Genomic DNA, 16,875 nt, shown 5'->3' on the forward strand with positions numbered 1-16,875 from the left:
GTGGACCATGCGGACAAGCATCAGGCGGCAGCGGGGCTCCAATGTGAATGCATGTGCAATAAATGCCAGTGCAAACAATGGTGGGCTTTCTGCTACCGTGCGTGTCATGGCGGCGAAAACGGCCGAGCGCGGGCTCGTGGATCAGTGGCGGGGCATCCTCGCGGTGCATGCGCGCACTCTGTGCGAGCTCGACCGGGAGCTGCACCCTCATGGGCTCGGCGCGAGCGACTTCGAGGTGCTTGACGTGCTGGCCGAGGGGTCTTCGGACGACGGCGGCTGTACGTTCCGAGTGCAGGAGATCTCCGCGCAGGTCCACCTGAGCCAGAGCGCGCTCTCCCGTCTCATCGGGCGTCTCGAGAAGGACGGCCTCGTGGAGCGCGGCATGTGCAGCGAGGACAGGCGGGGCGTGCGCGTCTCCCTCACCGACAAGGGGCGCGCCCTGCACCACGAGGTGCGGCCCCTGCAGCGGGCAGTCCTCAAACGGATGCTCGACGCCCCCGCCGACTGACGGCCACCCCTGTCGCCGGTCACCCCATCACGATCGCTGACCTCTCCCGCCACAGCGCCGCCAACGCGCGGTCGCCCGTCACCTGCGGGAACGGCAGCCGGTTCCACAGCGCCAGATAGAGCCGCGCCGCGGGTCCCGACACCTCGCAGTCCGCGGGCGCCGTCGCCCCGCGCTCCGTCACGGGCGGCCCGTCGGAGAGTCGTACGGTCCAACTCCGCTCGTCCGGCGTGTCCGTGGCCCGCACCCGCAGCACACGCGGCACGGCACTGCGTACGCGGCTCTTCTCGCGGGTGTGGAAGCCGAGCAGCAGCTCCTCGATCCCGTCCACGGCGAAGTCGACATCGATCGGCGACGGGGTGCCCCCGCGCGCGGACTCGGCGTCCACCCGGTGGATGGTCGTCTCGTTCGCCTGCCGACGGGCCCAGAAGGCCAGCGGCGAAGGAGCGGGCAGGAACGCCCAGCACTCGATGTCGGGCGGCGCCGCGGTGAGTGTCTCGACGAGCGCGGCGTGCCCTTCGCGGAACCAGTCGACGAGCTCTTCGCCGTCAAGGTCGGGCAGTTCACCGCCGAGCCGGTACGAGGTGCGCCGCTCGGTGATGAACGCGGCGGCCCAGCGGTGCACCATCCCCGTGTGCCGGAGCAGGTCCCGCACCTGCCAGTCGGGGCAGGTGGGAACCTTCGCGTCGGTCCCCGCCTCCGAGGCGGCCCGGGCCAGCAACCGGCCTTCCCTGTCCACGACTTGTATGTGTCCGAAAATATCCATGGGGGGATTGTGTCGGATGGAGCGTGCTGGAACCGGAACCTCCGGGTGATGTCAGACCGATTCGGTACGCTCCCCCGTCCTACTGTCGGCCCTGCTGCCGGTCCCGGACCGCTCGTTGGTCTCCGTACGTCGTGTCGCGAGGCCGATGACCGAGGCGACGGCGGCGAGCAGCGCCACGCTCGTCAGGGCGGTGGGCAGTGAGTACCAGTCCGCCATGAAGCCGATCAGCGGCGGCCCGACCAGCATGCCGCCGTAGCCGAGTGTCGACGCGGCGGCGACCCCGCCGGGCCCGGCGAGCGCGCCCGCGCGTTCGACCGCCACCGGGAAGATGTTGGCGAGTCCGAGCCCGGTGACGGCGAACCCCGCGAGGGCGAGGCCCGCCGACGGGGCCAGCGCGCCGAGCAGCATTCCGGCACAGGCCGTCGCACCGCCGCCGACCACCGTGCGGGTCCTGCCGAGCCGCTCCAGGAGCGCGGTGCCGGAGAGCCGGCCGATCGTCATGGCGAAGGCGAAGCACGAGTAGCCTGCGGCGGCGACGCCCGGGTGCGCGTGCAGGTCCTCCTCGAGGTGCAGCGGCCCCCAGTCCGCGATGGCGCCCTCGCCGTACGCGGTGCACAGCGCGATGAGCCCGAAGACCAGGACGAGTCCGCGCGTGCGGCGGTCCATGCGGGACGGACCGCCGCGAGTGGCGGAGGCCTCGGCAGGGGTGTTCGTATCCGTGCTCCCAGCCGCCTCGGCGGCTCCGCCGAGACCGGCCGCCGCCCCGTGCCGCAGCAGCGCGGGCGCCGTCACGGCGGTGATCGCGAGGCCGACGACGGTGATGCCGAGCAGGTGCGGGGTGGGGGAGAGGTGTCCGGCGACCAGTCCGCCGAGGCCCGCCCCGAGCATGCCGCCCAGGCTGAACGCCGCGTGGAAGCTGGGCATCACGGGCCGCCGCAGCGCGCGTACGAGATCCACGGCGGCGCTGTTCATCGCCACGCTGATGCCGCCGTACGCGGCCCCGAAGAACAGCAGGACGAGACCGAGGACGAGGACCGAGCCCGTCAGCGGCGGCAGCGCGACGCTCAGCGGCAGCGCCACTCCGCACGCCACCGTCATGGGGATGCTGCCGAAGCGCCGGCAGAGCCGCCCGGTGAGCGTCATGGTGACCACGGCCCCGGCGGAGACCGCGAGCAGCGCGAGCCCCAGCTCGCCGGCAGAGGCCCCCGTCTGGTCCTTGATGGCGGGGATGCGGACGACCCAGCCGGCGAAGACGAAGCCGTCCAAGGCGAAGAAGACAGTCAGCGCGATGCGTAGGCGGCGGAGGTCGGGAGCCGGGGTGGGGGCGGGGCCGGAGGGTCGCGGTGCTGCGAACCCGAGTTTGTTTAGTAGCGGCACAAAGTCAGGGTAGGGTGCGCGCGGGGCGTGTACAAGACAGTTGCGCGGCGGCGTACGAGACGGGTGTCGCGTCTCGCGCGACGGTGCGGGGGAGGAACGAACAGATGACGGCTGAACGGCGAGGCCGTGTACGGATCATGGGAGACTCGCCCTCATGAACGGCAAGGCTGACCCCCGTGCCGAGGGGGAAGTGACCACGCGTACCCGCCTGGAGCGAGGGCGCGGCGCGCTGGGCCCCGCGCTCGAACTGGTCCACACCGGACGCGCTCCCACCCGTGCCGTGCTCACCGCCGAGCTGGGTGTCACCCGTGCCACGGCCGGCGCCGTCGCCGCGGAGCTGGAGGCGCTCGGGCTGATCCGGATCGACGCGAAGCCCAGCGCGGCCGCGGGCTCGCAGGGCCGGCCCTCGCACCGGCTCGCCGTCGCCGACGAGGGGCCCGTGGTGCTCGCCGCGCAGGTGCACGCCGATGGTTTCCGGGCCGCCCTTGTCGGGCTCGGCGGGAGCATCGTGGCGACCGCGCCGGGCTGCGAGACCGTCGACGCCGACCCCGCGCACGTGCTCGGATCGGTCGTCGACGCGGGCGCGCGGCTGTTGCGCGAGACCGGCAGGCGCTGTGTGGGCGCGGGCCTCGCGGTACCGTCCGCGGTCGCGCAGCCGGAGGGCACCGCGCTCAACCCGCTGCACGTGGCATGGCCCGCGGGCGCGCAGGTCAGCGAGATCTTCGCGGATCGCGTACGGGACGCGGGCATCACGGGACCGGCCTTCGCGGGCAACGACGTGAACCTCGCCGCTCTCGCCGAGCACCGCCACGGCGCGGGCCGGGGCTCCCGGGACCTGCTGTGCGTGGCGACGGGACACCGCGGTGTCGGCGGCGCCCTCGTCCTCGACGGGCGCCTGCACACCGGGAGTTCGGGCCTCGCCCTGGAGGTGGGGCACCTGACCGTGAACTCCGCGGGGCGCCCCTGCCACTGCGGCAGCCGGGGCTGCCTGGACGTCGAGACGGACCCCCTCGCCTTCCTGACGGAGGCGGGCCGTGAGCCGGGGCCGGAGGGGCTGCTCGTACAGGCCCGCGACCTGCTCCGGAACGCGTACGGCGACCCGTCGGTGCGCTCCGCGGCCGAGGCGCTGATCGACCGGCTCGGCCTCGGGCTCGCCGGTCTCGTCAACATCCTCAACCCCGACCGGATCATCCTGGGCGGACTGCACCGCGCTCTCCTGGAGGCCGACCCCGAACGGCTGCGCGCCGTCGTCGCGGACCGGAGCCTGTGGGGACGCAGCGGCGGCGTCCCGATCCTGGCCTGCACGCTGGACCACAACAGCCTGGTGGGGGCCGCCGAGCTGGCCTGGCAGCCGGTGCTCGACGACCCCTTGGGGGCTTTGGGGCGGGTGGAGGGGTAGCCGGGCCGGGGTCCTGGGGCGGTGTGAACGGCTGGCCCGAGCGGGGCCTTGCGGCGGGTGGACGGCTTGCCCGAGCCGGGGCCTTGCGGCAGGTGAATGGCCAGCCCGGGCCGCGGCCATGGGGCGCGTGGACGGCCAGACGGGCTAGCGCCCCCGGAGCGGGTGGACGGTCAGATGAGGCGGCCGCCCCGGAGGGCGTGGACGGTCACGCGGGCTGGGGCACGTCGTCCGGGGTTTCGCGCGCGGTGGCGGCGGGCTCGGTCCGCCCCGCGGCCGGGGCCCGGCCGCGCAGCAGGTCCGGCAGCAGGGAGAGCAGGCCGAGTGCGGCGAGGCCGGCGCCGATCCACAGCGGCGCCCGCAGCCCGAACGTGTCGATGGCGGGGCCGCCGACGGACGTGGCGATGATGATGCCGAGCGTGATGAAGGACGAATGGACGGTGTTGACCAGCGACCGGGCGTTGCCGGCGCGCTGGACGCGGGTCACCAGGGCGGGATTCATCGTGACGCCGACCAGACCGATGCCCAGCATGAACACGACGGCGGGGACACTCAGCCGGGCGAAGAGCGCGAACCCGACGAGGAAGGCCAGGTTCAGCGCGAGGCCGACGACGAGCACGGGGACGGTGCGACGGTCGGCAAGCCGGCCGACGACGGTGTTGCCGATGACGGTGGCGGCGCCGTACGCGATGAGGAGCAGCGGCACGGTGCCGGTGGAGAAGCCCGTGAGCTCGGTGAGGATCGGGTTGAGGTAACTGAAGGCGGAGAACGTCGCGCCGATCACGAAGGTGCTCGTGGTGAGGACGAGCCACAGCCGGGGATTGCGGAAGGCGCCCAGCTCCTGCCGGAGGCTGCCGCTCTCCTCGCCCGCGCCGTCGGCGCCGCTCGGCACCCCGACGAGAGTGGCCGCTGCGGCGAGCACGGTCAGGACGGTGATCGCCCAGAACGCGGCGCGCCAGCCCAGGTGTTCACCGACGACGGTGGCGAACGGAAGGCCCAGCAGCGTGCCCAGCATCAGCCCGTTGAGGGCCACCGCGACGGCACGGCCGCGCACTTCGGGGCGGGTGAGGCTGGAGGCCAGCGAGATCGAGACGCCGAAGAACGCCTGGGAGGCGATGCCCGTGAGCACGCGGGCGACCAGCATGGTGCGGTAGTCGGGCGCGACGGCCGCGAGCACGTTGCCCGCCAGGAAGACCCCGAACAGCAGCATCAGAGCGGACTTCTGACGCAGCCTCAGCACGGCGACGGTGAGGAAGGGCCCGCCGAGGGCCATCGCGGCGGCGAAGGCGGTGATGAGATAGCCGATCTCGGAAATCGTGGCATCCAGTCCGTCGGCCATCTGCGGCATAAGTCCTGCGACCACGAATTCACTGGTCACCATGGCGAAGATGCCGAGGGCCAGTACGTATACGGCGCGGGGCATGGCGGAGTGCTCCTGTCGGGTGTCGGGCAAGTTTTGGATGGTTCAGTACAGAATGAAGGCGCGAAAGGGCGCGGATGGGCACCAAGCGGATAGGCGCTAAGGGGGGTGGGGCCGGTGTCGCTACCGGACCGCCAGCGCGTCCAGCGCGGTCTCGGCGATGGCCTGCAGCGTCGCCCGGTCGGCGCCGCCCTGCGCGGAGACCCGCATGCCGGCGATGACCGCGTTGACGTAGCGGGCGAGCGCGTCGGCGTCCCGGCGGGACGTGATGTCGCCCGCCTGCTGCCCGGCCCGGATCGTGGCGCGCAGTGCGGTGAGCCGTGCCGCGAGGTCGTGCTCCAGCAGGTCGGCGGCCTCGGGGTCGCGCCCGGCCAGTTCGACCGTGGTGTTGACGGTGAGGCAGCCGATGCTGTGGCCGTTCTCGCGGTGCTCGAACTCTCCGTCGATGACCCGGGTGAGCAGCGCGCGGACGCGCTCCGTGGCCGACCGCTCCACGTCCTCCAGGATCTCGATCTGCGCGGTGTTCATCATGTCCATGTACCGGGTCAGGGATCGCCGGAACAGGTCGTGCTTACTGGTGAACGTGTTGTAGATGCTGCTGCGGCCCAGGCCGGTGGCTTCGCACAGGTCCTGGGTCGAGGTGGCCTCGTAGCCGTTCGCCCAGAAAGCGTGCATCGCCGCGTCCAGGGCCCGCTCCTCGTCGAAACTCCTCGGTCGGGCCATGTCGGTACGGTACAGGTTTTGGAACGGTCGGTGCAATACGTCTTCTGCGGCACCGCCATACGTGGGTGATGGCAGTGCAATACGTCGCTGACGGCGCGGTCCTACCTCCACTCCACCCCGAAAGCACGCCCCGGATCCACGCTCAGGACCCGCTCCACCAGCTCGTCGCCCACCGCCCGTGCCAGCCGGGGCCGCACCCTGCGCAGCAGATACGGCATGCCGGGTCCTCCGTCGACCGACCGTGCCGCCGCGGTCGTCGTGTCGCCGCCCAGGAGGAGCCGGTCCCCGAAGCCCGCGTCCGCCAGGGAGCGCACGGCGTCCGGCATGCGCCAGTCCGTGGCGTGATGGGAGCGCGACGGGCCGTCGAAGGCCAGATAGGCGCCCGACTCGGCGGCCTGGAGGTGGCCGGTGAGGTCGGGGGCGCGGTTGAGGTGGCCGAGGATCACCCGGTGCGGCGGCACGGCGAACTCGCCGCATAGCAGGTCGAGTACGTCCAGGGCGCCGGTGCCCAGCTCCAGGTGGACGGCGATCGGCGCACCCGTCGCCCGGTGTGCCTCGGCCGCCGACGCCATCGTCAGGCGCGCGTGGCCGTCGAGACCGTGGAAACCGCCCGCGACCTTGATCAGCCCGGCTCGCACGCCGGACTCCCCGATGCCCTCGGTCAGTTCACGGACGAAGAGATCCGTAAGCCCGTCCGCGTGGAGCCCGTTGACGAACTCCTGGGTGTAGTGGGCTGCTTGGTGCAGTCCCGTCGCGGCGACGAGGTGGACGCCCGTCGCCCTGGACAGCTCGGGCAGCCGTCCGGCACACCGCCCCATTCCGTGGGGCGTCCACTGCACGACGCTCTGCCCGCCCGCCGCGCGGAACGCCGCCAGCTCGGCGGCCGCGGCGTCGGCCGAGTCCAGCTCCTGGCCCGGCAGTTGGGGGCTGCGCAGGAAGAGGTGGTCGTGGGCGTCGCAGACACCGAGGCGGGTCGGGTCGATGTCCCCGAGAACGGTACGGACCTTGCGTACCGGCTGCTGCTCGTTCACCACTGCCGTCCGCGCGGCAGCTTCTCCCGCTCGGGCGACGAGAGGTGCAGCACCTGGAAGGCGTCGCCGAGGCCGTCCGGTGCCTCGTGCTCCCAGAGCGAGAAGTGCACGGCCTCCCAGGTGCGCGGGTCGACGGCGGCCAGTGCGCTCGACGCGCCGTCCTCACGCACCAGCCGCCGCGCCTCGGCGGCGAGTTCGCCCGCGAGTTCCGGCAGCCGGGCCGGCGCGGGGATCCGCTGGTGCCGGCGGACGGCCACCCTCGGTACGGCTCCGGGTGCGTCGCCCTCCTCGTACGCGAGGACGGTCCAGTTCTGCACCACCGGTCGCCCGAAATCGTCGACGAGTCCTTGGAACCCGGGCCCCCAGAGGAAGGAGTTCATGCCCTCGGCGGTGTTCCAGAGATAGAACGGCGCGTACTGGTTCACGGGTGAGCCGTCCCTGCCGCGCTCGCGCATCAGGTACGCCTTGAACCCGAGCCCGGGGAACGTGTCGAGCAGGTGGCCCTTCGATGCGACTCGGTGACGGATGACGTCCATGTCGTAGTCGGCGGGCAGGGTGATCTCGTACTGCATCGCATGCACGGTGGTGTACTCCTCTGGCGGCGGGCTCAGTTGGGGTCGGTGTCGGCTTCGACCAGGGCGCCCCAGTCGACGGTGGTCCCGTCCGCCGCCGCCTCGACCACGGCCAGATGCGTCATGAACGTGCGCGGCCCCGCGCCGTGCCAGTGCGTTTCGCCGGGCTCGATCCATACGGTGTCGCCTGCCCTGATCGACTCGACCGGGCCGCCCTCGCGCTGCACGAGCCCCTCGCCCTCGGTGACGTGCAGGACTTGGCCGTGGGGATGGCGATGCCAGGCGGTGCGGGCGCCCGGCGCGAAGTGGACGCTGAACATGCGCAACCGGGACGGGGGTTCGGGTGCGGCGATCTCGTCGAGCCAGACGGTTCCGGTGAAGTGTTCGGCGGCCCCGCGCACGCTGTCGGGTCGGCTCCGGGTGATGTGCAACGCGGGCATCCTTACGCGGTGGTGGTGGGGGAGGCGGGAGCAGTGGACGGAGTGGCAGCGGACGCGGGATTCGTGCGCGAGGCCGCCAGCAGCGTGAGCAGGCCGCGCACCGCCGCGTCGAAGGCCGTCGGTGAACCCGAGGAGCGGGCCAGGACATAGCCGCCCTGCACGGTCGCGACGATCGCCGACGCGGTGTCCCGCGCGTTGAGCGTGGCCGTGAACTCGCCCTGGCCCTGGCCCTCTTCGACGATTCCGGCGAGCCGGTCGCGCAGCCAGTCGAGCGTCTCGGTGACGGGCGCGCGCAGCTCGTCGCTCGCGATGACGTCCGGGTCCATCGTGAGCCGACCGACCGGGCAGCCCTTCAACACGTCGCGCTCGCGCAGCAGATAGGCCTCGATGCGCGTGTACGCAGGGCCGTCGCCGCTCAGGACGGCTTCGGCGGTGGCCCGCATCTCCTCGGCGGTGCGCCGGATCGCGGCGAGCGCGAGGTCGGGCTTCCCGGCGAAATGGTGGTACATGCTGCCCTGCCCGGCGCCCGCGTGCTGCTGGATGGCCTTGGGGCTCGTACCGACGTACCCCCGCTCCCACAGCAGCTCGCGGGTGGACTCGATCAGACGCTCCGGAGTGCTCATGCGTCCACTGTACATACTAGTAGGTACAGAGATCCACAGGTGATGGAAGCAGGCGCGGACGCCGCACATACTCCCCGGGTGGTACGCGTGGTGCCGCTGGCCGTACGACGACGTGAGGGCACCCCAGGGGCGAGTTTTGGAGGCATCAGGCAGCACCCACAGAACAACCTGCTTCGTAGGAGATGACTTCAGATGCAGACCCTGGCGCACTGGGACGGCGGGCCCGGCCCGTGGATCCTCTTCTTCCCGCTGATCTGGGCGGCCGTCGTCATCGGCGCCGTCACCGTGCTCCGCCGCACCGTGTGGCGCGGCCGTCGCGGCCCGCTCCGGGCGCCGGGCGCTCCCACCGGCATCGGCGAGAACTCACCCATCGCCGTGCTCGGCCGCCGCTTCGCCGCGGGCGAGATCGACGAGGACGAGTACTGGCGCAGGCTGACCGTCCTCAACGAGGAGTTCGGCCGCACGTCCAAGGGCGGTGCGGCATGAGCGCCACGCCGGGCCGACCCGCCCACCCTGTTGATACCGACACCGGCGCCGACACCCACGTCGGCGTCGGCGCCGCCCGCGTCGTCGACGCCGTGAAGGTCTACGGCAGCGGAGACACCGCAGTACGGGCCTTGGACGGGGTGAGCGTCGCCTTTCCGGCCGGGCGGTTCACCGCGATCATGGGGCCGTCCGGGTCGGGCAAGTCCACCCTGATGCACTGCGCGGCGGGCCTGGACACGCTCACCTCGGGCGCCGCCTTCATCGGCGACACGGAGCTCGGGAAGCTGGACGACCGGCGCCTGACGGTGCTGCGCCGGGACCGCGTCGGCTTCGTCTTCCAGGCCTTCAACCTGGTCCCGACGCTCACCGTCGCCGAGAACATCACCCTGCCCATGGACCTCGCGGGCATCGACGGCGACCGCGAGTGGACGGATTCCCTCGTCGACGTCGTCGGGCTGCGCGACCGGCTGCACCACCGGCCCGCCGAACTCTCCGGCGGACAGCAGCAACGAGTCGCCGTGGCGCGGGCGTTCGCCGGCCGGCCCGACGTCGTCTTCGCCGACGAGCCGACCGGCAACCTCGACTCGCGCTCCGGTGAAGAGGTGCTGAACCTGCTCGGCGACGCGGTGCGCCGGATGGGCCGCACCGTCGTCATGGTCACCCACGACCCGGTGGCCGCCGCCCACGCCGACGAGGTCGTCTTCCTCGCCGACGGACGGCTCGTGGACCGGATGGCGGGGCCGACCGCGGACAAGGTCCTTGACCGCCTGAAGGCGTTCGACACGAAGCCGCTCACGAGCCCCGCCCCGGGCACCCGCACGAAGGGCCCGGCGTCATGAACTCCCCGGACTCCCACCGTCATCAGAGGTCCCTGGCCGCCTCCATGCGCCTCAGCACGGCCTCACTGCGCGGCCACAAACGCCGCTTCGCCGGTACGTTCCTCGCCGTCATGCTCGGCGTCGCCTTCCTGGCGGGCACGCTCGTCATGGGCGACACCCTGCGCGCCGGCTTCGACACGATGTTCGGCAACGCGACCAGCGGCACCGACGCCGTCGTCCGCAGCGCCGCCACCATCACCACACCCGACGACAGCCAGGGCACCCGCCAGCCCGTCAGGACCGACCTCGTCGAGAAGATCGAGAAGATCGGGAAGACAAGGGAGGGCGGGAAGACGGGGCCGGTGGCGGCCGCCGAGCCCAGCATCGAAGGCGCGGGCCAGCTCCTCGGCAAGGACGGCGAGCCCATCGGCGGCCAGGGCCCGCCCACCCTCGCGGGCAACTGGATCGACGACGAGGAGCTGAACGCGTACCGACTCGCCGAAGGCCGGGCCCCGGCGCGCTCCGGCGAGGTCGTCGTCAACCGCGGCGCCGCCGAGACCGGGGGCCTGAAGATCGGCGACACGACGACGCTGCGCACCCCCGACCCGGTCGAGGTGAAGATCGTGGGCCTCGCGACCTTCGGCGGCGAGGACGGCATGGCGCAGACCACGTTCACCGGCATGACGCGGGCCGACGCCGAGAAGTACCTCATGCCGAAGCCCGGCGAGGCCTCGACCATCCGGGTGCGGGCCGGCCCCGGCGTGAGCGAGCAGGAGCTCGTCGACGCGCTGGCTCCCGTGCTTCCGCGCGGAGTCGAGGCCATCACGGGCGAGGCGTCGGCCGCAGAAAGCACCGACAACATCTCGGGTCAGTTCCTCGACCTCTTCACCAGCTTCCTGCTGGTCTTCTCCGGCGTGGCGCTGCTGGTCGCCACCTTCAGCATCCACAACACCTTCGCCATCGTCGTCGCCCAGCGCACCCGCGAGAACGCCCTGCTGCGCGCGCTCGGCGCCTCGCGCCGCCAGGTCACCGCCGCCACCCTCGTCGAGGCGAGCGCCGTCGCCGTGGTCGCGTCGGCCGCGGGCCTCGCGGGCGGCATCGGGGTCGCCGCCGGGCTGCAGGCGCTGTTCCCCGCCATCGGATTCCCCTTCCCCGAAGATGAGTTGGTGATCAGCGCGCTCTCCATGCTGCTGCCGCTCGCCGTCGGCGTCATGGTCTGCCTGGGCTCGGCGGTGGTGCCCGCGGTACGGGCCGGGCGCACCGCCCCGCTCGCCGCGCTGCGCGAGACCGCCGTCGACCACTCGGGCGCCTCGCGCCGCCGCGCCGTCGTGGGCACGGGCCTCGCGCTGACCGCCGTGGGGCTCACCCTCACCGGCGTCTTGGTCAGCCCCTCGGTCTGGCTCGCCGGGGCCGGTGCGGCGCTGGCTCTCGTCTCCTTCGTGGTGCTCGGCCCGGTCGCCTCCTCGCGAGCCGTACGCATCCTCGGCGGGCCCCTCGACCGGCTGCGCGGCGCCACCGGCGGCCTCGCCCGGCGCAACGCCCTGCGCAGCCCCAAGCGGACCGCGGCCACCGCGAGCGCGCTGATGATCGGCGTCGCCGTCGTCTCCCTCTTCACGGTCTTCGGCGCCTCGCTGAAGGCCACGATGGACCAGACCGTGAACCGGTCCTTCGCCGGGGACGTCGCGATCAGCGCCCCCGGCTTCGGCGGGGGCGGCAGCGGCCTGAGCCCGAAGCTGGCCCCCGCGCTCGCCGAGCGGCCGGAGGTCGAGACCGCGGTGGGTCTCGGCAGGGGAGCCGCGGAGGTCGACGGGGAGGGCCGCGCGCTCACCGTCACCGACCCGGAGCCCTTCGCGGACTCCTTCGACCTCGGGAAGGTCGAAGGGTCGCTGGGCGCGCTCGGCGAAGACGGCATCGCGATCACCCGGCCCGAGGCGGAGAAGCGGGACCTGAAGGTCGGCTCCCGGGTCCAACTGGCCTTCGCCGACGGCGAGAAGGAGACCTTCACGGTCCGCGCGGTCTACGGCCTCTCCGAACTCGCCGGTGACTACGTCATCACCCGTGAGGCCTGGGCACCGCACCGCGTGCAGGACGCCGACACCGTCGTGTCCGTCACCTTCAAGGACGGCGTGAGCACCGCCGAAGGCAAGACCGCCATCGCGAAGACGGTGCGGGACCACGGCGAGCCGGACGTGCAGACCCGCTCCGAGTACGCGGCGGCCTCCGCGGGCGGCATCGACATGATGCTCACCCTCGTCTACGCGCTGCTCGCCCTCGCGGTGCTCATCGCACTGCTCGGCATCGCCAACACGCTGACCCTCGCGATCCACGAGCGCACCCGCGAACTGGGTCTGCTGCGTGCGGTCGGTCAGACCAGGGCCCAGCTGCGGGCCATGGTCCGCTGGGAGTCGGTGCTCGTCGCCGCCTTCGGCACGGCCGGCGGTCTCGCGCTCGGCGGCTTCCTCGGCTGGGTGCTCGTCAAGGCGTCCGACGGCGCCACCGAGACCGCCTTCGCGTTCGCCGTGCCGCCGGGGCGGCTCGCGGTGGTCGCCCTGGTGGGCCTGGCGGCGGGCGCCTTGGCGGGCCTGCGCCCGGCTCGGCGGGCGGCGCGGCTCGACGTGCTGAGGGCCATCGCCACCGAATGACGCGCCTGCCGCGCACGGAACGGGACGTCACCGCCCGGTCAGCCGACAACGGCCGACCGGGCGGGAGTCTTCTCGACCACCCCGTACACCGGATACGAGGACACGGACACCGCGGGGGAGGGGGCCGGCAGCGTGAACCACACGACTTTCCCCGCGTCGCCCTGCGGGCGGACGCCCCAGCTCTCGCTCACCGCGGCGACCATCGCGAGCCCTCTGCCACAGGTGGCGAGCGACTCCACGTCATGGACCTGGGGAAGCCGGGGATCGTGGTCGTGGACGGAGACCGTGAGCCGGTCGAGCAGCAGCTCGATCTCCACGGTGCACAGCTTGTCCTCGGCGTGCAGGTGGACGTTGGTCAGCAACTCCGTCACACCGAGGGCGGCCTGGTCTATCAAGGGATCGAGATGCCAGTAGCGCAACTGCGCAGATACGATTCTGCGGACCTGGCGGATCCGCGACGGCAGGGCCTGGAGCTCTACCGTGCAATGCCTGCTTGGCTGGCTGATCACGGCTGCGACTCCCCGAATTGAGTCCGGAAGAAGACGACGATCGGATCCAGCAGGGGCCGCGTGGTCTGCCGCCTGCTGTGTGGCCGGCGGGGCTGGTTCGCAGCGTCATCGCCGGTAAACCCAGAGTGATGTGAGACCAGAGTGACCCAGGGGGTGGGGGCGTGCAACTCGCGCGTGGTGCGGCGGGTCCGCTCAGCTCCGTGGACGCTGGTGTTCCGTGGCGCTGCGCACCGCCTCGATGAACCTGCGCACCGTCGGCGGCCCGGTCTCACCCGGACGTGGTTCGTGGTCGCCGAGCGTGAGCAGATAGCGGGTGCCGTTCACTTCGGCGAGAGCCCTGTCCTCCGGGGCGAACCACGGCTTTCCCGTACGCACCGCCTGCAGGGGCGCGCTGTCGATCTCCGTGCCGTAACTGGTCAGCAACTCCAGCCTGCCGTCGGTGATACGGACCTCGCCGGCACGCGTGAGGGAGCGCAAGCGCCGCCCGATCCGCACGCCCGTAGCCGTGAACTCCGGCTCCGCCATGGCTCTGTGCCCCCTTGTGCGTTTCGGTGGATCGCTCCGACCGGGACAGGCGTCCCGTGCGGTGAAGTCTGCACGCCCCCGGCGTGGAGCACCAGTGCGCACGGGGGTGTCGGACAGGCACTTCGCAGCAGCCCACAGCGGTGTTCCGTGCGCTCCCCCCGAGGCTGCGCCAGCTGTGCCTTTGAGGTGCTCAAAGGTGTGTTTATGCAGGTGAGGAGCGTGTGGCGGGTGTTTAAGATCGAGGTGTACGGCCGCGTCGAATCGCGTCCGGCACGACGCGAAGGAGCCCCGCCGTGAGCACCCCACAGCAGATTCGAGCCGACGAGCCGATGCCGACGCTCGACGTCGACCACAGCGACGAAACGTACCGTTCCTGGCTCAAAGAAGCCGTTCGCAAGGTCCAGGCGGACGCGAACCGTTCGGCCGACACGCACCTGCTGCGCTTCCCGCTGCCCGAGCAGTGGGGCATCGACCTGTACCTCAAGGACGAGTCGACCCACCCGACGGGCAGCCTCAAGCACCGCCTCGCCCGCTCGCTGTTCCTCTACGGCCTGTGCAATGGCTGGATCCGGCCGGGCCGCCCGGTCATCGAGGCGTCCAGCGGGTCCACGGCCGTCTCCGAGGCGTACTTCGCGAAGCTGATCGGGGTGCCCTTCATCGCGGTGATGCCGCGCACGACCAGCGCCGAGAAGATCCGCCTGATCGAGTTCCACGGCGGCCGGTGCCACTTCGTGGACGACCCGCGCACGATGTACGCGGAGTCCGCGGCCCTCGCCGTCGAGACGGGCGGGCACTACATGGACCAGTTCACCTACGCGGAACGGGCCACCGACTGGCGGGGCAACAACAACATCGCCGAATCGATCTACCAGCAGCTCAGGCTGGAGCGCTACCCGGAGCCCGCGTGGATCGTCGCCACGGCGGGCACCGGCGGCACCTCGGCCACCATCGCGCGCTACGTCCACTACATGCAGCACAACACCCGCATCTGCGTCGCCGACCCGGAGAACTCCTGTTTCTTCGACGGCTGGACGAAGAGCGACCCGGACGCCACGAGCGACTGCGGCTCCCGCATCGAGGGCATCGGCAGGCCCCGCATGGAGCCGAGCTTCGTGCCCGGCGCTATCGACCGCATGATGAAGGTGCCGGACGCGGCGTCCGTCGCCGCGGTGCGCGCCCTGGAACAAGCCATCGGCCGCAAGGCGGGCGGCTCGACCGGCACGGGCCTGTGGAGCGCCCTGAAGATCGTCGCCGAGATGGTCGCCGCGGGCCGCACGGGCAGCGTCGTGACCTTGATCTGCGACCCCGGTGACCGCTATCTGGACAAGTACTACTCGGACGCGTGGCTGGCCGAACAGGGCCTGGACATCGCGCCGTACGCGCTCGCGATCGACACGCTGCTGACCACGGGGGCGTGGCCCGAGTAGCCGCCTTCCCCGGCTCGGAGCCTATGCCCCGGCTGCGGCGAGCCGCCGGTCCAGCGCCGTGACGGCGTCGCGGAACGACCGCCCGAGGCCGGGGCGCACGAGCCTCATGGCGCCGCGCAGGGGTGCGGTGCCGTCCATGGCGAAGGTCCACTGCACCCGGGTGCCGGTGGCATCGGCTCCGGTGGTTCCGGCCGTGCCGGTGGTTTCGGCGCGGGCCGGGGAGAGCCGCCACTCCTCGACGAGGGCGCGCAGGCCGGGCGCGTTCGTCTCGTCGACGCGATAGGTGTACCGCACCGGTCCGTCGGCGGCGAGGATCGACTCCTGGAAGCGCGTCCCGCCCTTGAGCCGGACCTCGCGGCCGGTGCCCCCGCCGGTCGGCCGGCACAGGGTGACCGCGGTGAACCACCGGGGCCAGCCCGTCACGTCGTCGGCCAGGGCGCGGTAGACCGCCTCGGGAGGCGCGCTCACCTCGCGTACGAAGACCAGACGCACCGGAGCGGAATCCACGAACTCGAGCCCCACGGGGCGAAGTCGGCGTGCCATGTAACTCTGCCCCCAGCGGACGGATGGTTGACCGAGTACCGTCACCTTAGCTGGCGGGCCGTCAGATGTCTGCGCCGTCCTCGGAGTTGTCGGCGCCCTCCGCGGCGGAACCGTCGGTCTCTCCGTCGGTCTCCCCGGTCGGCGCCCGCTCGCCCGTGATCACCAGCCGGTTCAGATGCTCGGAGATCTCCGAGCGCGCCTCGGCGGGCAGTCCCGCGTCGGTCACCAGCGTGTCGACCTGCGAGAGCGTCGCGAACGAACTCAGGCCCACCGTCCCCCACTTGGTGTGGTCCGCGACCACCACCACGCGCCGCGCCGACTGCACCAGACGCCGGTTGGTCTCGGCCTCCGCCAGATTCGGCGTCGACAGGCCGGCCTCCACAGATATGCCGTGCACACCGAGGAAGAGCACATCGAAGTGGAGCGCCCCGATCGCCTGGTCCGCGACCGGGCCGACCAGCGAGTCCGACGGGGTCCGCACACCGCCCGTCAGAACGACCGTCGCCGCGCCCTGCCGCTGTCCGGAGGTGCGCTGCGCGGAGTGGAAGACGTCCGCCACCCGCACCGAGTTCGTCACCACCGTCAGGTCCGGGACGTCCAAGAGGTGGTGGGCCAGCGCGAACGTCGTCGTACCACCGGACAGGGCGATCGCCGTGCCGGGCGCCACCAGGGACGCCGCGGCCCGCGCGATGTCCTCCTTGGCGGTCGGCTCCAGGCCCGACTTGGCCTCGAACCCCGGCTCGTGCGTGCTCGCCTCGACCACCGGGACCGCGCCGCCGTGAACCTTCTCCAGCACGCCCTGGCGGGCCAGCGCGTCGAGGTCGCGGCGGACCGTCATGTCCGACACGCCGAGCTTGCGGGTGAGTTCATTGACACGGACACCGCCGCGGCGGCGCACCTCGTCGAGGATCAGGGCGCGGCGCTGCTCGGCGAGGAGGTTCTGATTGTCACTCACGCCCGGTCCGGCCCTTCTGCCTCGTCACGTCCGTCGCGCCCGCCCGGCGCGCTGCCTCATCCTCGCACGCGCGACCGACAGCCGTGCCACCGACCGGCGGCTCACGCACGGCCCTGA

General features: G+C 72.1%; 18 protein-coding genes. 6 read left to right on the forward strand and 12 right to left on the reverse strand.

Going from position 1 to position 16,875, the window contains the following annotated elements; genetic code table 11:
- Nucleotides 1–106 precede the first annotated feature (106 nt).
- A complete protein-coding gene (locus tag ACZ7LU_RS18355; RefSeq protein ID WP_398308261.1) occupies nucleotides 107–508 on the forward strand; it encodes a MarR family winged helix-turn-helix transcriptional regulator in 402 nt (133 codons plus the stop codon).
- Between the two features lie 19 nt (nucleotides 509–527).
- Here ACZ7LU_RS18355 and ACZ7LU_RS18360 read toward each other — a convergent pair whose 3' ends face one another.
- Nucleotides 528–1,271 (reverse strand): maleylpyruvate isomerase family mycothiol-dependent enzyme, encoded by a 744-nt coding sequence (locus ACZ7LU_RS18360; RefSeq protein WP_471917229.1) that lies wholly within the window; start codon nucleotides 1,269–1,271, stop codon nucleotides 528–530.
- A gap of 51 nt (nucleotides 1,272–1,322) precedes the next feature.
- On the reverse strand, nucleotides 1,323–2,648 hold the full coding sequence (locus tag ACZ7LU_RS18365) for an MFS transporter (protein ID WP_471917230.1): 1,326 nt from the start codon (nucleotides 2,646–2,648) through the stop codon (nucleotides 1,323–1,325).
- A 154-nt stretch (nucleotides 2,649–2,802) separates the two neighbouring features.
- On the opposite strand from ACZ7LU_RS18365, the gene ACZ7LU_RS18370 reads away from it, so the two are divergent.
- A complete protein-coding gene (locus tag ACZ7LU_RS18370; protein WP_398308255.1) occupies nucleotides 2,803–4,047 on the forward strand; it encodes an ROK family protein in 1,245 nt (414 codons plus the stop codon).
- Nucleotides 4,048–4,252: 205 nt separating this feature from the next.
- Here ACZ7LU_RS18370 and ACZ7LU_RS18375 read toward each other — a convergent pair whose 3' ends face one another.
- The 6 genes from ACZ7LU_RS18375 to ACZ7LU_RS18400 all read right to left on the reverse strand — a co-directional run bounded on the left by ACZ7LU_RS18375 (nucleotide 4,253) and on the right by ACZ7LU_RS18400 (nucleotide 8,853).
- Nucleotides 4,253–5,467, reverse strand: coding sequence for an MFS transporter (locus ACZ7LU_RS18375; RefSeq protein WP_468562979.1), 1,215 nt, complete (start codon nucleotides 5,465–5,467; stop codon nucleotides 4,253–4,255).
- A 120-nt stretch (nucleotides 5,468–5,587) separates the two neighbouring features.
- Nucleotides 5,588–6,187 carry a TetR/AcrR family transcriptional regulator gene (locus ACZ7LU_RS18380; protein ID WP_468562981.1) on the reverse strand — a complete coding sequence of 200 codons (600 nt, stop codon included), beginning with the start codon at nucleotides 6,185–6,187 and terminating at the stop codon, nucleotides 5,588–5,590.
- Between the two features lie 101 nt (nucleotides 6,188–6,288).
- Nucleotides 6,289–7,218, reverse strand: coding sequence for a phosphotriesterase family protein (locus tag ACZ7LU_RS18385; protein WP_471146436.1), 930 nt, complete (start codon nucleotides 7,216–7,218; stop codon nucleotides 6,289–6,291).
- Nucleotides 7,215–7,799, reverse strand: coding sequence for a DUF4865 family protein (locus tag ACZ7LU_RS18390; RefSeq protein ID WP_468715649.1), 585 nt, complete (start codon nucleotides 7,797–7,799; stop codon nucleotides 7,215–7,217). Before ACZ7LU_RS18390 ends, ACZ7LU_RS18385 begins: the two co-directional genes overlap by 4 nt.
- 26 nt (nucleotides 7,800–7,825) lie before the next feature.
- On the reverse strand, nucleotides 7,826–8,221 hold the full coding sequence (locus tag ACZ7LU_RS18395) for a (R)-mandelonitrile lyase (protein WP_471917231.1): 396 nt from the start codon (nucleotides 8,219–8,221) through the stop codon (nucleotides 7,826–7,828).
- An 11-nt stretch (nucleotides 8,222–8,232) separates the two neighbouring features.
- The gene (locus ACZ7LU_RS18400) at nucleotides 8,233–8,853 is read right to left on the reverse strand and encodes a TetR/AcrR family transcriptional regulator (protein ID WP_471917232.1); all 621 of its coding nucleotides are present in this window, start codon (nucleotides 8,851–8,853) and stop codon (nucleotides 8,233–8,235) included.
- 192 nt (nucleotides 8,854–9,045) lie between these two features.
- On the opposite strand from ACZ7LU_RS18400, the gene ACZ7LU_RS18405 reads away from it, so the two are divergent.
- From ACZ7LU_RS18405 to ACZ7LU_RS18415, 3 genes are read left to right on the forward strand one after another with little or no spacing between them, the layout of a single operon-like run.
- Nucleotides 9,046–9,339, forward strand: a complete 294-nt coding sequence (locus tag ACZ7LU_RS18405; protein ID WP_471917233.1) for an SHOCT domain-containing protein — start codon at nucleotides 9,046–9,048, stop codon at nucleotides 9,337–9,339.
- Nucleotides 9,336–10,178, forward strand: a complete 843-nt coding sequence (locus ACZ7LU_RS18410; protein ID WP_471917234.1) for an ABC transporter ATP-binding protein — start codon at nucleotides 9,336–9,338, stop codon at nucleotides 10,176–10,178. Before ACZ7LU_RS18405 ends, ACZ7LU_RS18410 begins: the two co-directional genes overlap by 4 nt.
- 32 nt (nucleotides 10,179–10,210) lie before the next feature.
- Nucleotides 10,211–12,799, forward strand: coding sequence for an ABC transporter permease (locus ACZ7LU_RS18415; protein WP_471917757.1), 2,589 nt, complete (start codon nucleotides 10,211–10,213; stop codon nucleotides 12,797–12,799).
- Between the two features lie 38 nt (nucleotides 12,800–12,837).
- On the opposite strand, the gene ACZ7LU_RS18420 is transcribed toward ACZ7LU_RS18415, so the two are convergent.
- Together ACZ7LU_RS18420 and ACZ7LU_RS18425 are read right to left on the reverse strand one after the other, a co-directional pair.
- Nucleotides 12,838–13,308 carry an ATP-binding protein gene (locus ACZ7LU_RS18420; protein WP_398308238.1) on the reverse strand — a complete coding sequence of 157 codons (471 nt, stop codon included), beginning with the start codon at nucleotides 13,306–13,308 and terminating at the stop codon, nucleotides 12,838–12,840.
- A gap of 192 nt (nucleotides 13,309–13,500) precedes the next feature.
- Nucleotides 13,501–13,833: a hypothetical protein gene (locus ACZ7LU_RS18425; RefSeq protein ID WP_468090216.1), complete on the reverse strand. Its 333-nt coding sequence runs from the start codon at nucleotides 13,831–13,833 to the stop codon at nucleotides 13,501–13,503.
- A 329-nt stretch (nucleotides 13,834–14,162) separates the two neighbouring features.
- Between ACZ7LU_RS18425 and cds1 the strand changes: the two genes are divergently transcribed.
- Complete coding sequence (gene cds1 / locus ACZ7LU_RS18430; protein WP_471917758.1) at nucleotides 14,163–15,260, forward strand: L-cysteine desulfhydrase Cds1; 1,098 nt, start codon at nucleotides 14,163–14,165, stop codon at nucleotides 15,258–15,260.
- Between the two features lie 21 nt (nucleotides 15,261–15,281).
- On the opposite strand, the gene ACZ7LU_RS18435 is transcribed toward cds1, so the two are convergent.
- Together ACZ7LU_RS18435 and ACZ7LU_RS18440 are read right to left on the reverse strand one after the other, a co-directional pair.
- On the reverse strand, nucleotides 15,282–15,803 hold the full coding sequence (locus ACZ7LU_RS18435; protein ID WP_471917235.1) for an SRPBCC family protein: 522 nt from the start codon (nucleotides 15,801–15,803) through the stop codon (nucleotides 15,282–15,284).
- A gap of 61 nt (nucleotides 15,804–15,864) precedes the next feature.
- Nucleotides 15,865–16,758, reverse strand: coding sequence for a DeoR/GlpR family DNA-binding transcription regulator (locus ACZ7LU_RS18440; protein ID WP_471917236.1), 894 nt, complete (start codon nucleotides 16,756–16,758; stop codon nucleotides 15,865–15,867).
- Nucleotides 16,759–16,875 lie beyond the last annotated feature (117 nt).

The organism is Streptomyces sp. NPDC039462 (genome assembly GCF_055639375.1).